Here is a 14173-nt window from a genome sequence, read left to right as displayed (position 1 = left end):
GGGGCTCTTGAGCGAGCCCCCCGTCAGGCCCGTCAGACCTCTTCGACGCTGCTCGGCTCGCGCCGGGACAGGTCGATACCGAGTTCCTCCGCCGCGCGGAAGACGTCCTCGTCGGTGTCGCGCATCTCGATGGACATGCCGTCCGAGGACAGCACCTCCACGTTGAGGCAGAGCGACTGCATTTCCTTGATGAGCACCTTGAAGGACTCGGGAATGCCCGGCTCGGGGATGTTCTCGCCCTTGACGATGGCCTCGTAGACCTTCACGCGGCCGGTCACGTCATCGGACTTGATGGTCAGGAGCTCCTGGAGCGCGTACGCGGCGCCATAAGCCTCAAGCGCCCACACCTCCATCTCACCGAAGCGCTGGCCACCGAACTGCGCCTTACCACCCAGCGGCTGCTGCGTGATCATCGAGTACGGGCCGGTCGAACGGGCGTGGAGCTTGTCGTCGACCAGGTGGTGCAGCTTCAGGATGTACATGTAGCCGACCGAGACCGGCGACGGGAACGGCTCGCCGGAGCGGCCGTCGAACAGACGCGCCTTGCCGGACGGGAGGACCAGGCGGTCGCCGTCGCGGTTCGGGATCGTGTGCTCGAACAGGCCGGCGAGCTCGTCCTCACGCGCACCGTCGAACACCGGGGTGGCGACGTTGGTGCCGGGCTCGACGCGGTCGGCGCCGATGACCTTCAGTCGCTCGGCCCACTCCTCCGCGAGGCCGGAGACGTCCCAGCCGCGGCTGGCGAGCCAGCCGAGGTGGATCTCCAGGACCTGTCCCGGGTTCATTCGGGACGGGACACCCAGCGGGTTCAGGATGATGTCGACCGGCGTGCCGTCCTCGAGGAAGGGCATGTCCTCGATCGGAAGGATCTTGGAGATGACACCCTTGTTGCCGTGGCGGCCGGCGAGCTTGTCACCGTCGGTGATCTTGCGCTTCTGGGCGACGTAGACGCGGACCAGCTGGTTCACGCCCGGGGGAAGCTCGTCGCCCTCCTCACGGTCGAAGACGCGGACACCGATGACCTTGCCGATCTCACCGTGGGGGACCTTGAGCGAGGTGTCACGCACCTCGCGGGCCTTCTCACCGAAGATCGCGCGGAGCAGGCGCTCTTCCGGGGTCAGCTCGGTCTCGCCCTTGGGCGTGACCTTGCCGACCAGGATGTCGCCGGCGACGACGTCCGCACCGATGCGGATGATGCCGCGCTCGTCGAGGTCCGCCAGGACCTCCTCGGAGACGTTCGGGATGTCCCGGGTGATCTCCTCGGGGCCCAGCTTGGTGTCACGGGCGTCGACCTCGTGCTCCTCGATGTGGATCGAGGAGAGGACGTCGTCCTGTACGAGGCGCTGCGACAGGATGATCGCGTCCTCGTAGTTGTGGCCTTCCCAGGGCATGAACGCGACGAGCAGGTTCTTGCCGAGGGCCATTTCGCCCTCTTCGGTCGCGGGACCGTCGGCGAGGACCTGGGACTCGATGATCCGGTCACCCTCGTTGACGATGACCTTCTGGTTGACCGAGGTGCCCTGGTTCGAGCGGGAGAACTTGGCGACGCGGTACGTGGTGTACGTGCCGTCGTCGTTGGCGACGGTGATGTAGTCGGCCGAGACCTCCTGGACCACACCGTCCTTCTCCGCACGGATCGAGTCACCGGCGTCGACCGCACAGCGGTACTCCATGCCGGTGCCGACGAGCGGCGCTTCCGCCTTGATGAGCGGAACGGCCTGGCGCATCATGTTCGCGCCCATGAGGGCACGGTTGGCGTCGTCGTGCTCGAGGAAGGGGATCATCGCGGTGGCGACGGACACCATCTGGCGCGGGGAGACGTCCATGTAGTCGACGTCGCCGCCGGCGATGTAGTCGATCTCGCCGCCACGACGGCGGACCAGCACGCGGTTCTCGGTGAAGCGCATCTCGTCGTTCAGGCCGGCGTTGGCCTGGGCGATGACGAAGCGGTCTTCCTCGTCGGCCGTCAGGTAGTCGACCTCGTCGGTGACGACACCGTCGATGACCTTGCGGTACGGGGTCTCGACGAAACCGAACGCGTTGACGCGGCCGTAGGACGCGAGCGAGCCGATCAGACCGATGTTCGGGCCTTCGGGGGTCTCGATCGGGCACATGCGGCCGTAGTGCGACGGGTGAACGTCTCGGACCTCGAAGCCGGCCCGCTCACGGGACAGACCACCCGGGCCAAGCGCCGACAGACGGCGCTTGTGGGTGAGACCCGACAGCGGGTTGTTCTGGTCCATGAACTGCGACAGCTGGCTGGTGCCGAAGAACTCCTTGATGGAGGCGACGACCGGCCGGATGTTGATCAGGGTCTGCGGCGTGATCGCCTCGACGTCCTGGGTCGTCATCCGCTCGCGGACGACGCGCTCCATACGAGCCAGACCCGTACGGACCTGGTTCTGGATGAGCTCGCCGACGTTGCGCAGACGACGGTTGCCGAAGTGGTCGATGTCGTCGGTCTCGACGACGATCGAACGGCCCGACTCACCGATGGTCTCGGTCTCGCCCGCGTGGAGCTTCACGAGGTACTTGATCGTGGCGATGATGTCGTCGGTGGTGAGCACACCGGCGTCCAGCGGCTCGTCGGCGCCGAGCTTCTTGTTCACCTTGTAGCGGCCGACCTTCGCGAGGTCGTAGCGCTTCGGGTTGAAGTAGAGGTTCTCGAGCAGCGTCTGAGCGGCCTCGCGGGTCGGCGGTTCGCCCGGACGCAGCTTGCGGTAGATGTCGAGCAGCGCGTCGTCCTGGCCCTGGGTGTGGTCCTTCTCCAGGGTGGCGCGCATGGACTCGTACTCGCCGAACTCCTCGAGGATCTGCTCGGTGGTCCAGCCGAGAGCCTTCAGGAGGACGGTGACGGACTGCTTGCGCTTGCGGTCGATGCGAACACCGACCATGTCGCGCTTGTCGATCTCCATCTCGAGCCAGGCACCCCGGGACGGGATGATCTTGGCGGCGAAGATGTCCTTGTCGGACGTCTTGTCGATGGAGGAGTCGAAGTAGACACCGGGGGAACGGACGAGCTGCGACACGACGACACGCTCGGTGCCGTTGATGACGAAGGTGCCCTTGTTGGTCATGAGCGGGAAGTCGCCCATGAAGACCGTCTGAGACTTGATCTCACCGGTCTCGTTGTTCGTGAACTCGGCGGTGACGAAGAGCGGCGCCGCGTACGTGAAGTCGCGGTCCTTGCACTCGTCGACCGAGTTCTTCGCCGGCTCGAAGCGGTGGTCGCGGAACGTCAGCGACATCGACCCGGAGAAGTCTTCGATCGGCGAGATCTCCTCGAAGATCTCTTCCAGACCGGACTTGGTGGGAACGTCCTGTCCGCTCTCAAGCGCCGACTCGACGCGAGACTTCCAGGCGGCGTTGCCGAGCAGCCAGTCAAAGCTCTCGGTCTGCAGCGCCAGGAGGTTCGGAACCTCGAGGGGCTCCTTGATCTTTGCAAAGGAGATGCGCAGCGGGGCGGTGCTGGCACCGTTGTTCGTATTGGTCGAGGCGTTGCGCGAGGCGGCCAAGAGGGGGTCCTTCCGAGGGCTCGGACTCACTACGCGCGTACCGGTCCCAGCTGACACAGAAGACAAGCGCCCCCCATCTGGTCAAAAGGACCAGCTCAGGGCCGTTCAATCAAGTGTGCTCATGCGTGGGCATGCCCCTGGCGACGGGCAGGGGGCAGCTAACAGGCAGCGCAAAGGGTCAGTGTAGCCACTCGGCTCACTGATGTCCAGACCAGGTTTCCGGAAACCGGCAACAGGCCTTCCCCATGTCGTGTCAACTGCGTCCAACGGTTCGGCTCTCGCATACAGAGCGCGTAACAGTACTGCCCTCTTCGTAGTCGATCCATGCCCGCAGCGGGCCCGATCCATGCCTCGGATCTCGGATCGACTCTGCCGCTCTCGCGACGGATCTGAGAATTGCGCGCCGCGTCCCGTTCGTCAAGGCCCCCTGCTCCGAGCGGATCATCGTGGGACCCTGCCGCAGAGCAACGAAGATCACCCTACTCCCCAACGAGACGGGGGCAAATCAGGCACTCCGGGTACGCCAAAGGGCGACCACCCTTACGGGTGATCGCCCTTTGGTTGGGGCCTCAGAGAGGCCCCAGAGGCATTACTTGACGGTCACAGACGCGCCGGCAGCCTTGAGGGACTCGGCAGCCTTGTCAGCGGCCTCCTTGGCGACCTTCTCGAGGATCGGCTTCGGGGCGCCGTCAACGAGGTCCTTGGCCTCCTTCAGACCCAGGGAGGTCAGCTCGCGCACGACCTTGATGACCTGGATCTTCTTGTCGCCGGCACCGTCGAGGATGACGTCGAACTCGTCCTGCTCCTCGGCGGCGGGGGCGTCGCCGCCACCGACCGGACCGGCGGCAACGGCAACGGCCGCAGCGGCGGTGACGTCGAACTTCTCCTCGAACGCCTTCACGAACTCGGAGAGCTCGATGAGGGTGAGCTCCTCGAACTGGGCGAGGAGTTCGTCCTGGGTGAGCTTCGCCATGATGGGCGATCCTTCCACTAAATCGGCAGGTGCCGGATGTATAGAGAGGCGGGCGTAACGGCCCGCTGCGACCCGCGCACTAGGCGGCGCGGATCAATGCGCGAGCCGAATTACTCGGCACCGCCCTGCTCGGCGAGCTTGACGCGAAGCGCTTCCGCAGTGCGGACGAACTTCGACGGCAGCGCCTGGAAGAGCGAGGCAGCCTGAGACTGCTTGCCCTTGAACGCGCCGGCCAGCTTGCTGAGCAGAACCTCGCGGGACTCGAGGTCCGCAAGCTTCTTGATGTCATCGGCGGAGAGCGCCTTACCATCAAGGACACCCGCCTTGATGATCAGGTTGGGGTTTTCCTTGGCGAAGTCACGCAGGCTCTTCGCCGACTCCACCGGGTCACCGGTGATGAAGGCGACCGCGGTCGGACCAGCGAAGTGCTCGTCCAGCGCGGTGATCCCGGCCTGGTTGGCCGCAATCTTGGTCAGCGTGTTCTTCACCACGGCGTACTGGGCGTTCTCACCGAGGGAACGACGCAGCGTCTTGAGCTGCGCGACGGTGAGACCCCGGTACTCGGTCAGCACGGCGGCGTTCGAGCTCTGGAACGCGTCCGTGAGCTCGGCTACCGCGGCAGCCTTGTTGGGCGTCGGCATAGTGCGTCGGCCTCCTTCCGGGTGATGAGGACCGCTCAGAAGGGGCATAAACACGAAACGCCCGGGCGCAGGCGCCAGGGCGTAGCTCAACCGAGAACGAATTCCGGGAACTTTCCTTGAACACCTGCGCAGGACGTCCGCAGTTAGCGGATCCTTCGGCCACCGCCCCCTTGCGGGCACGGCAACGACCAGCGGTCTTTGGCTTCTCCGGAAGAGTACGGGACCGGTGCCGCGCAGAGCAAATCGGTCACCCGACGGCCCCGCGCGGCCCGGAAATGCCAGGTCAGCCCTGTTCCTGACCGGCGCCCTTCATCATCTCGGCGAGGTCCACGACCTGGTCGGCGGGCGGCGAGGCCACCTCGACCGGCTGGTTGTAGTCCAGGAACTTGATGGTCGTGTCCACAGGGCCCTTGGCCGCGTCGCCGCGGGTGCGGACCTGCTTGGTGTGGTCCGACTCGTCGATCCACATGTCCAGGGTCAGGTTCTTGACGCCCTGTGCCTCCAGGGCCGTGACCGACTGCTCCTGGCGCTCCTTGGCGTCGGGAGCGGCCTCGGCCGCGGCGGCCCGCAGCTCGTCGAGGGAGACCGTGCCGCTGAGGTGCTTGGTCTTCACCCCGTCGACGGTCTCCTCGCCGACGAACTTGAGGTCCTTGGCCTTGAGCAGCTCGCCCGCCCGGTCCCCGGGGTTCTCGCCGCTCTTGTTCGCCGTGCCGGCGGCGCTGTTCAGCTTCTCCGCCATGGACGGGTCCAGGCTCTTCATGTCGAACTTGATCCACTTGCCCTCGGCGCCGATGTACATCGCCTCGTCGAGGAGGCGGATCTCGGCCGCCTGGCCGCCCTCGCCCGAGGTGCTCATCTTCATCGACATCGCCACGGACGGCTTGATCCGCATGGAGACGTCACCGGAGAACTGCTGGCCCTCCGCGGTGCCGGTCATCGAGTAGCGCAGGGAGGTGATCTCCTGCGACTTCGTCTTGACCTTCTCGAGGTAGGCGGCCGGGACCACCTCCACCGCACCCTTCCCGGCGCCCTGGGCGGCCCCTGCCTTCCCCGTGTCGGCCTTCTGCCCGCTCTCGCACGCCGTGGCCCCACCCACGAGCAGTACGGCGGCCAGCGCGGCCCCGGCGGTCTTCGTCGAGCTGTTGTTCCGGTTCGCGAACAAGAGTCCCCACCCTGATGTGATCGATTGACGTGTTCCGACCCTACGGGGCGTGCTGCCGGTCCCCCCGCCATTTTCGGCGCGCCCCGCAGCCGGAAACGCAGAACGGGCCCTTCCCTCCCCCGTGAAAGGGGAGGGAAGGGCCCGTTCGGGCAACTCAGCGGGCCGTCAGGCCCGGCTCAGTCAGACCGCGGCCGGGTCTTCCTCGACGAGGAGGTTCCGGGTGCGGTTCGGGTCCAGCGAGATGCCGGGGCCCATGGTGGTGCTGAGGGCGGCCTTCTTGACGTAGCGGCCCTTCGCGGCGGACGGCTTCAGACGAAGGATCTCGTCCAGGGCCGCGCCGTAGTTCTCGACCAGCTGCTCATCGGAGAAGGAGACCTTGCCGATGATGAAGTGCAGGTTCGAGTGCTTGTCGACGCGGAACTCGATCTTGCCACCCTTGATCTCGGTGACAGCCTTCGCGACGTCCATCGTGACGGTGCCGGTCTTCGGGTTCGGCATCAGGCCACGGGGACCGAGCACGCGGCCGAGGCGGCCGACCTTGCCCATGAGGTCCGGCGTGGCGACAACGGCGTCGAACTCGTTGAGGCGGTTGCCCTTGGCGATCTCGTTGATGAGCTCGTCGTCGCCGACAATGTCGGCGCCGGCGGCTTCCGCGGCCGCAGCACGGTCACCGGTCGCGAAGACCAGGACCCGGGCGGTCTTGCCGGTGCCGTGCGGGAGGTTCACGGTGCCGCGGACCATCTGGTCGGCCTTGCGCGGGTCGACACCCAGGCGGAAGGCGACCTCGACGGTGCCGTCGAACTTCGTGGTGGAGGTCTCCTTGGCGAGACGGACGGCCTCGAGCGGGGCGTACAGCTTCTCCCGGTCGACCTTGGCGTCCGCAGCGCGGAGAGTCTTGCTGCGCTTCACTTCTGCTCCTGTGTTGTGGCTTCAGGTGTGGAGTCGTGGTGCGGACCAGCGCTTGGCCCTACCACTGTGGTGCTCTGGAGGTGGCTGAATCAGCCTTCGACCGTGATGCCCATGGAACGGGCGGTGCCGCGGATGATCTGCTCCGCAGCGTCCAGGTCGTTGGCGTTCAGGTCGGGGAGCTTGATCGTGGCGATCTCGCGGACCTGGTCACGCGTCAGCTTCGCGACCTTGGTCTTGTGCGGCTCGCCAGAGCCCTTCTCCACGCCCGCGCTCTTCAGGATGAGGCGCGCGGCCGGCGGCGTCTTGGTGATGAAGGTGAAGGAGCGGTCTTCGTAGACCGTGATCTCCACCGGCACGACCATGCCACGCTGCGACTCGGTCGCGGCGTTGTAGGCCTTGCAGAACTCCATGATGTTGACGCCGTGCTGACCGAGCGCGGGGCCGACCGGCGGAGCCGGGTTGGCCGCGCCGGCCTTGATCTGGAGCTTGATAAGCCCCGTGACCTTCTTCTTCTTGGGAGGCATTGCTCTCTCCGGGTCCTAGTGAGAGTTTTCGCCGCCAATCCGGTCATCCGGATGGAGGCATACCGCACCACGATAACGGGTATCGGTGCGGGGCTGAAAACCGAGCAGGTCAGACCGCCCGCAAGGGGGCAATCTGACCTGTCCGGAAGCGTGTGCCAGAAGGCTGTGGATCAGTTCTTCTGGATCTGGTCGAAGCTGAGCTCGACCGGGGTCTCGCGGCCGAAGATCTCGACGAGACCCTTGACCTTCTTCGAGTCCGGGTTGATCTCGTTGATGGTCGCCTGCAGCGTCGCGAACGGGCCGTCGGTGACGGTGACCGAGTCGCCGACCTCGAAGTCCAGGACCTCGATGGCGCGCTTGACGGAGGGCGCCGGCAGACCGGCCTCTTCCGCCGCCTGCTTGGCGGCCTTCTCCTGCAGCTCCGGAGCGAGCATCTTGACGATCTCGTCCAGGGTCAGCGGGTACGGGTCGTACGCGTTGCCCACGAAGCCGGTGACGCCCGGGGTGTTGCGGACGACGCCCCAGGACTCGTTCGTCAGATCCATGCGGACGAGAACGTAACCGGGCAGCTTGTTCTGCCGGACGTTCTTGCGCTCGCCGTTCTTGATCTGGACGATCTCTTCCTCGGGCACCTCGGCCTGGTAGATGAAGTCCTCGACGTTGAGCGAGACGGCGCGCTGCTCCAGGTTGGCCTTCACGCGCTTCTCGTAGCCGGCGTAGGTGTGGATGACGTACCACTCGCCGGGCAGGAGGCGCAGCTCGTCGCGCAGGGCCTGAATGGGGTCGACGGGCTCGGCGGGCTCGACATCGGCGGCCTCGACGGCCTCCGCGTCGTCCTCGGCCTCGGCCTCGTCGTCAGCCTCGTCGGAGACCTCTGCGTCGTCCTCGTCGGACTCGTCGTCGGCCTCTTCGGCCTCCGCGTCGTCCTCGGCTTCGGCGTCGACCTCGTCCTCGACGTGCAGCGCGGCCAGTTCGGCGGCGACACCCGCCTCGGCGTCGGCGAGCTCGGCCTCGTCGGGGTCCACGGCGTCTGCAGCCTCGACGATGTCGAGCTCGTCCTCGACGGACTCGACGGAGTCGGGGCTCACGTTCAGGTTCGGGTCAGACACGGTGGCTGCTTCTTCCTGGATACAAAAGGTGGTCGAACATGCGAAAACGGGCGGCACCCATCAAGGCGCCGCCCTCCGCGGGGATCAGCCGAAGACGAACTTGATGGCTTCCTGGAACCCATAGTCAATCACGGTCACCAGACCGATCATGATGACGACGAAGACGATCACCACAGTGGTGTACGTCGTCAGCTGGTTGCGAGTGGGCCAGACAACCTTGCGGAGTTCCGCGACGATCTGGCGGTAGAACAGCGCGAGACGGCCGAGAGGGCCCTTCTTGCCGCGCTTGCCGCCCTTGCGGGCCTTCTTCTCGCGCGTGTCATCCTCGGCGTCAGGCATGTCGATGGAGCCCAGGGCGTCCGTCACGTCTCTCACCTGAATCCGGGTCGTGGCCGTAGCCGCGCCCGGTTGCGCCGCACGGCACTGCATCTAAGTACGTACCTGCGCACACACGTCCGAGAAGGAGTGTGGAGCAGGGCCGGAGGGACTCGAACCCCCAACCGCTGGTTTTGGAGACCAGTGCTCTACCAATTGAGCTACGACCCTTTGCGTGCCCCAACCTACCGCATCCAGACGAGTGCACGGTGTGCTCACGCTCTGCAGCGGTCGACTTGGGCCAACGACGGTTGAGTGTACGTGGTCCGGGCCCTGACGTCGAACAGCACCGTCCGGAGAGCGGCCGTCCGGTAACTGAAACGGAGTGCGGCGCTCGTTTCGCGTCTGGGACGATTGGCCGCATGACCTCTGAAACGCCTTCCGCCGAGCGCCGCGTATCCGCCCGTATCGGTGCCATCTCCGAGTCCGCCACCCTCGCCGTCGACGCCAAGGCCAAGGCCCTCAAGGCCGCCGGGCGTCCGGTGATCGGTTTCGGCGCGGGTGAGCCCGACTTCCCCACCCCGGACTACATCGTCGACGCCGCGGTCGAGGCCTGCCGCAACCCCAAGTACCACCGCTACACGCCGGCCGGCGGTCTGCCCGAGCTGAAGGCCGCCATCGCCGCGAAGACGCTGCGCGACTCCGGCTACGAGGTCGACGCGTCCCAGGTGCTGGTGACCAACGGCGGCAAGCAGGCGATCTACGAGGCGTTCGCGGCGATCCTGGACCCGGGTGACGAGGTCATCGTCCCGGCGCCGTACTGGACCACGTACCCGGAGTCGATCCGTCTCGCCGGCGGTGTCCCGGTCGAGGTCGTCGCCGACGAGACCACCGGTTACCGGGTCTCCGTCGAGCAGCTGGAGGCGGCCCGCACCGAGCGCACGAAGGTCGTCCTCTTCGTCTCCCCGTCGAACCCGACGGGCGCCGTCTACTCCGAGGCCGACGCCGAGGCGATCGGCCGCTGGGCCGTCGAGCACGGCCTGTGGGTCCTGACCGACGAGATCTACGAGCACCTGGTCTACGGCGACGCGAAGTTCGTCTCCCTCCCGGCGATCGTTCCCGAGCTGGCCGACAAGTGCATCATCGTCAACGGCGTCGCCAAGACGTACGCCATGACGGGCTGGCGCGTGGGCTGGGTCATCGGCCCGAAGGACGTCGTCAAGGCCGCGACCAACCTCCAGTCGCACGCCACCTCCAACGTCTCCAACGTGGCCCAGGTCGCGGCGCTGGCCGCCGTCTCCGGCAACCTGGACGCCGTCCACGAGATGCGCACCGCCTTCGACCGCCGCCGCCAGACCATGGTGCGGATGCTGAACGAGATCGACGGCGTCTTCTGCCCGACCCCCGAGGGTGCCTTCTACGTCTACCCGGCGGTCAAGGACCTCCTCGGCAAGGAGATCCGCGGCAAGCGCCCGCAGACCTCCGTCGAGCTCGCGGCCCTGATCCTGGACGAGGCCGAGGTCGCCGTCGTCCCGGGCGAGGCCTTCGGCACCCCCGGCTACCTCCGCCTCTCCTACGCCCTGGGCGACGAGGACCTGGTCGAGGGCGTCTCCCGCATCCAGAAGCTCCTCGCGGAGGCGAAGGCCTAGCCCTCCCCCGCACCGAGTCCCGAGCGGCGGTTCCCCACGACGGGGGCCGCCGCTCGGGCGTATCCAGCCCCACCAGCCTCATTCAGCCCCGCCGGCGTTTGAGGCGCGGGGTCCGGGGCGGAGCCCCGGGGAACGGCGGAAGGGCGGGTAGGGGACTCCGCCCGCGCAGCGGCCCCCCGACCCCGATCCGGCACTCGGGCCCCGCCCCGCCCCCGTACCCAGAATTTCCGTTCGGGCAAGCCCCCGTTCAGGGAATCGGGCTGCAGCCCGAGGTGAAAGTGCGGCAGGATCACCAGATGGAGCACGTACGCGATCTCACGCTTCTGCCGAAAGCCCACCTCCACCTGCACTTCACCGGCTCGATGCGCCCGTCGACCCTGCTGGAGCTCGCCGACAAGTACGGCGTCCGCCTCCCGGACGCCCTCACCTCCGCCGAGCCACCGAAGCTCCGCGCCACGGACGAGCGCGGCTGGTTCCGCTTCCAGCGGCTCTACGACGCCGCCCGCTCCTGCCTGCGCGAGCCCGACGACATCCGCCGTCTGGTCCGGGAGGCCGCGGAGGAGGACGTGCGCGACGGCAGCGGCTGGCTGGAAATCCAGGTGGACCCCACCTCCTACGCCCCCCTCCTCGGCGGGATGATCCCCGCCGTCGAGATCATCCTCGACGCCGTGGACGCCGCCTCCCGCGAGACCGGCCTCGGCATGCGGGTCGTCATCGCGGCCAACCGCATGAAGCACCCCCTCGACGCCCGCACCCTGGCCCGGCTCGCCGTCCGCTACGCCGACCGCGGCATCGTCGGTTTCGGCCTGTCCAACGACGAGCGGCGCGGCATGGCCCGCGACTTCGACCGGGCCTTCGCGATCGCCCGCGAGGGCGGGCTCCTCGCGGCCCCGCACGGCGGCGAGCTCACCGGGCCGTCCTCGGTCCGCGACTGCCTCGACGATCTGCACGCCGCCCGCATCGGGCACGGCGTGCGGGCCGCCGAGGATCCCCGCCTGCTCCAACGGCTCGCCGACCGCCAGATCACCTGCGAGGTCTGCCCGGCCTCCAACGTCGCCCTCGGGGTCTACGAACGCCACGAGGACGTCCCGCTGCGCATCCTCTTCGAGGCCGGGGTGCCGATGGCCCTCGGGGCGGACGATCCGCTGCTCTTCGGGTCCCGGCTCGCAGCCCAGTACGAGATCGCCCGCCGGCACCACGCCTTCACGGACGCGGAGCTCGCGGAGCTGGCCCGCCAGTCGGTGCGCGGCAGTGCCGCGCCCGCCGGCGTGCAGGAGAAGCTGCTGGCCGGGATCGACCACTGGATCGCCTCGTAGGACCCGCCGGTGGCGGGTCAGCGCGTGAGCCGCAGGTCGCCCTCGTGGCAGTCGGCGCGCACCCGTGCGCCGTCCGGGAAGCCGATCTCCAGGTGGGTGCGCCCCTGCGCGGGCAGGGCGTACTCGGCGACCGATTCCACGGTTTCGCCGAGGTGGCGCAGGAAGGGGTGGTCGCCGAGGTCCTCGCCGACCTCGATGCGGCCCCACTCCCCCATGTCGTAGGGCTCGTGCGGCGCTTCGGATTCCACGATGAGGCAGGCGTCGGACCCGGTGGTGATCCGGGTGGACTCGCCGTCGCTGTCGAGGAGCCAGACGTCCAGGGGCGCCTCGGAGCGTTCGCCCTCGCTGATGTGCCAGGACGCGACGACCCTTCTGATCGTGCGTCCCACCAGCCGGGTGGGGTCCGTACCGGCCCCGTGCAGGGGACAGAGCATGGGGGCCGGGACTCCTCAGATGCTGACGCCGACCGTCACCGGCTCGTTGACCAGGGTGACGCCGAAGGCCGCGTGGACGCCCGCGACCACCTCGCGGGCCAGGGCGAGGAGGTCTTCGGTGGTGGCCTCGCCCCGGTTGGTGAGGGCGAGGGTGTGCTTGGTGGAGATGCGGGCGGGGCCGTCGCCGTAGCCCTTGGTGAAGCCGGCCTTGTCGATGAGCCAGGCCGCGCTGGTCTTCGTACGGCCCTCGCCCGCCGGGTACGCGGGAGGGGCGGTCTCGGGGCCGAGCCGCTCCTGGGCGCGGGCGAGGAAGGCGGCGTACGCCTCGTCGCCGAGGATCGGGTTGTGGAAGAAGGAGCCGGCCGACCAGGTGTCGTGGTCGGCGGGGTCGAGGACCATGCCCTTGCCGGCGCGCAGCCGCAGGACGGTCTCCCGGGCGCGGGCCGCGGGCACCCGGTCGCCGGCCTCCACGCCGAGGGCGCGGGCCGTCTCGGGGTACTTGACCGGCGCGGACAGTCCGCCCGCGTCTTCCAGGGCGAAGCGGACGCGCAGTACGACGTACCGGTCGGGCTGGTGCTTGAAGAGGCTGTCGCGGTACGCGAACGCGCAGTCGGCGGCCGAGAGCGTGACCGTTTCCCCGCGGGTGCGGTCGTAGGCGACGACCTCGGTGATCGTGTCGCAGACCTCCTGGCCGTACGCCCCGACGTTCTGGATCGGGGTGGCGCCGGCCGAGCCGGGGATCCCGGCGAGGCATTCGATGCCCGCGAGCCCGGCGTCGACGACGCGGGCGACGGCCTCGCTCCAGTTCTCGCCGGCCGCGAGCTCCAGCCGGGTCCCGTCGAGCGCGAACCCGGTGGTCGCGATCCGCAGGGCGGTGCCGTCGAAGCCCTGGTCGCCGATGACCAGGTTGCTGCCGCCGCCGATGACCAGGAGCGGGGTGCCGCTCTCGTCCGCGGCGCGCACGGTGGCGACGACCTCGGCGTCGGTGGTCGCGGTGACGAGCCGGGCGGCGGGGCCGCCGAGCCGGAAGGTGGTCAGCGGGGCGAGGGGGGCGTCGTGGAGTTCCTGCACGTGGACAAGAGTACGGTCCGCGTCCCCCCGAGCAGGCGGGGCCACGGACCGTACACGTACCGCAGGGCCGTACGGGGCAGGGACGGCCCCCTTCACCCGCGCTCCGACCGCTGCTCCTTCTCCTTCCCCCGCTCCTGCTCGGCGAGCCGACGCTCGGCCTCCGCCCAGCTGATGGGGAGCTCACCGGCCGGGACGGTCCAGAAGACGAACCCGGCCTCCTTGGTGTAGGCGGCGGCCGCCCGGGAGCTGGAGCGGTGCGGTTCGCTGCCCGCGAAGCGGTAGAGCGCGTCCCGGTCCTCCCAGGCGGACAGGGTCAGGAAGGTGCGGCGCAGGACCCGGGCCCGCAGGGCGACCCCGTGGGCGCCGGGGGCCTTGCGCATCTGGAGGATGATGCCGGGCGACCTCAGGAAGAACTTCAGCGCTCCGGTCAGGCTCACGGTCTCGAAGCGGGAGGCCATGACGTAGACCTCGGCGCCGGGAGCGGGGCGGGTGGGCGTGGACCAGGGGATGTCGGGCATGACGGGCCTTCCCTCTTGACGACGTGTCGTACGGGAC

General features: G+C 68.2%; 13 protein-coding genes and 1 tRNA gene. 2 read left to right on the top strand and 12 right to left on the bottom strand.

Annotated elements, in window-relative coordinates; genetic code table 11:
- Positions 1-32: 32 nt before the first annotated feature.
- The 9 genes from rpoB to ACZ60J_RS20045 form a co-directional block, all read right to left on the bottom strand.
- Complete coding sequence (rpoB, locus tag ACZ60J_RS20085; protein WP_469683551.1) at positions 33-3515, bottom strand: DNA-directed RNA polymerase subunit beta; 3483 nt, start codon at positions 3513-3515, stop codon at positions 33-35.
- A 589-nt stretch (positions 3516-4104) separates the two neighbouring features.
- Positions 4105-4488, bottom strand: a complete 384-nt coding sequence (gene rplL / locus ACZ60J_RS20080; protein ID WP_469683549.1) for a 50S ribosomal protein L7/L12 — start codon at positions 4486-4488, stop codon at positions 4105-4107.
- Positions 4489-4598: 110 nt separating this feature from the next.
- Positions 4599-5129, bottom strand: a complete 531-nt coding sequence (gene rplJ / locus ACZ60J_RS20075) for a 50S ribosomal protein L10 (RefSeq protein ID WP_254387398.1) — start codon at positions 5127-5129, stop codon at positions 4599-4601.
- 283 nt (positions 5130-5412) lie between these two features.
- Complete coding sequence (locus ACZ60J_RS20070) at positions 5413-6291, bottom strand: SCO4651 family lipoprotein (protein WP_469683547.1); 879 nt, start codon at positions 6289-6291, stop codon at positions 5413-5415.
- Between the two features lie 180 nt (positions 6292-6471).
- Complete coding sequence (gene rplA / locus ACZ60J_RS20065) at positions 6472-7200, bottom strand: 50S ribosomal protein L1 (RefSeq protein WP_469683545.1); 729 nt, start codon at positions 7198-7200, stop codon at positions 6472-6474.
- 89 nt (positions 7201-7289) lie between these two features.
- Positions 7290-7724, bottom strand: coding sequence for a 50S ribosomal protein L11 (rplK, locus tag ACZ60J_RS20060; RefSeq protein ID WP_382749955.1), 435 nt, complete (start codon positions 7722-7724; stop codon positions 7290-7292).
- 170 nt (positions 7725-7894) lie between these two features.
- Positions 7895-8833: a transcription termination/antitermination protein NusG gene (gene nusG / locus ACZ60J_RS20055; RefSeq protein ID WP_469683543.1), complete on the bottom strand. Its 939-nt coding sequence runs from the start codon at positions 8831-8833 to the stop codon at positions 7895-7897.
- An 84-nt stretch (positions 8834-8917) separates the two neighbouring features.
- Positions 8918-9199, bottom strand: a complete 282-nt coding sequence (secE, locus tag ACZ60J_RS20050) for a preprotein translocase subunit SecE (RefSeq protein WP_030298162.1) — start codon at positions 9197-9199, stop codon at positions 8918-8920.
- Positions 9200-9306: 107 nt separating this feature from the next.
- Positions 9307-9379 (bottom strand) — tRNA-Trp (locus ACZ60J_RS20045).
- A 191-nt stretch (positions 9380-9570) separates the two neighbouring features.
- Between ACZ60J_RS20045 and ACZ60J_RS20040 the strand changes: the two genes are divergently transcribed.
- Together ACZ60J_RS20040 and ACZ60J_RS20035 are read left to right on the top strand one after the other, a co-directional pair.
- Positions 9571-10797 carry a pyridoxal phosphate-dependent aminotransferase gene (locus ACZ60J_RS20040; RefSeq protein ID WP_469683541.1) on the top strand — a complete coding sequence of 409 codons (1227 nt, stop codon included), beginning with the start codon at positions 9571-9573 and terminating at the stop codon, positions 10795-10797.
- Positions 10798-11093: 296 nt separating this feature from the next.
- A complete protein-coding gene (locus ACZ60J_RS20035; protein ID WP_469683540.1) occupies positions 11094-12113 on the top strand; it encodes an adenosine deaminase in 1020 nt (339 codons plus the stop codon).
- Between the two features lie 17 nt (positions 12114-12130).
- Here the strand turns inward: ACZ60J_RS20035 and ACZ60J_RS20030 are convergent, their stop codons facing one another.
- The 3 genes from ACZ60J_RS20030 to ACZ60J_RS20020 all read right to left on the bottom strand — a co-directional run bounded on the left by ACZ60J_RS20030 (position 12131) and on the right by ACZ60J_RS20020 (position 14136).
- Positions 12131-12547: a hypothetical protein gene (locus ACZ60J_RS20030; protein ID WP_469683539.1), complete on the bottom strand. Its 417-nt coding sequence runs from the start codon at positions 12545-12547 to the stop codon at positions 12131-12133.
- A gap of 15 nt (positions 12548-12562) precedes the next feature.
- Positions 12563-13618 carry a UDP-N-acetylmuramate dehydrogenase gene (locus ACZ60J_RS20025; RefSeq protein ID WP_469683537.1) on the bottom strand — a complete coding sequence of 352 codons (1056 nt, stop codon included), beginning with the start codon at positions 13616-13618 and terminating at the stop codon, positions 12563-12565.
- 92 nt (positions 13619-13710) lie between these two features.
- Complete coding sequence (locus ACZ60J_RS20020; RefSeq protein ID WP_469683536.1) at positions 13711-14136, bottom strand: DUF3291 domain-containing protein; 426 nt, start codon at positions 14134-14136, stop codon at positions 13711-13713.
- Between the last annotated feature and the right edge of the window lie 37 nt (positions 14137-14173).

This window comes from Streptomyces sp. NPDC104226 (assembly GCF_055584085.1).
The sequence above is the reverse complement of the archived record's forward strand: the minus strand, read 5'-3'. Positions and strand labels throughout refer to the sequence as shown.

Coding starts and splice junctions, on each gene's coding strand:
- ACZ60J_RS20035 (WP_469683540.1), top strand. CDS start 11,094: ATGGAGCACGTACGCGATCTCACGCTTCTGCCGAAAGCCCACCTCCAC.
- rplK (WP_382749955.1), bottom strand. CDS start 7,724: ATGCCTCCCAAGAAGAAGAAGGTCACGGGGCTTATCAAGCTCCAGATC.
- rplL (WP_469683549.1), bottom strand. CDS start 4,488: ATGGCGAAGCTCACCCAGGACGAACTCCTCGCCCAGTTCGAGGAGCTC.
- rplJ (WP_254387398.1), bottom strand. CDS start 5,129: ATGCCGACGCCCAACAAGGCTGCCGCGGTAGCCGAGCTCACGGACGCG.
- ACZ60J_RS20020 (WP_469683536.1), bottom strand. CDS start 14,136: ATGCCCGACATCCCCTGGTCCACGCCCACCCGCCCCGCTCCCGGCGCC.
- ACZ60J_RS20040 (WP_469683541.1), top strand. CDS start 9,571: ATGACCTCTGAAACGCCTTCCGCCGAGCGCCGCGTATCCGCCCGTATC.
- ACZ60J_RS20030 (WP_469683539.1), bottom strand. CDS start 12,547: ATGCTCTGTCCCCTGCACGGGGCCGGTACGGACCCCACCCGGCTGGTG.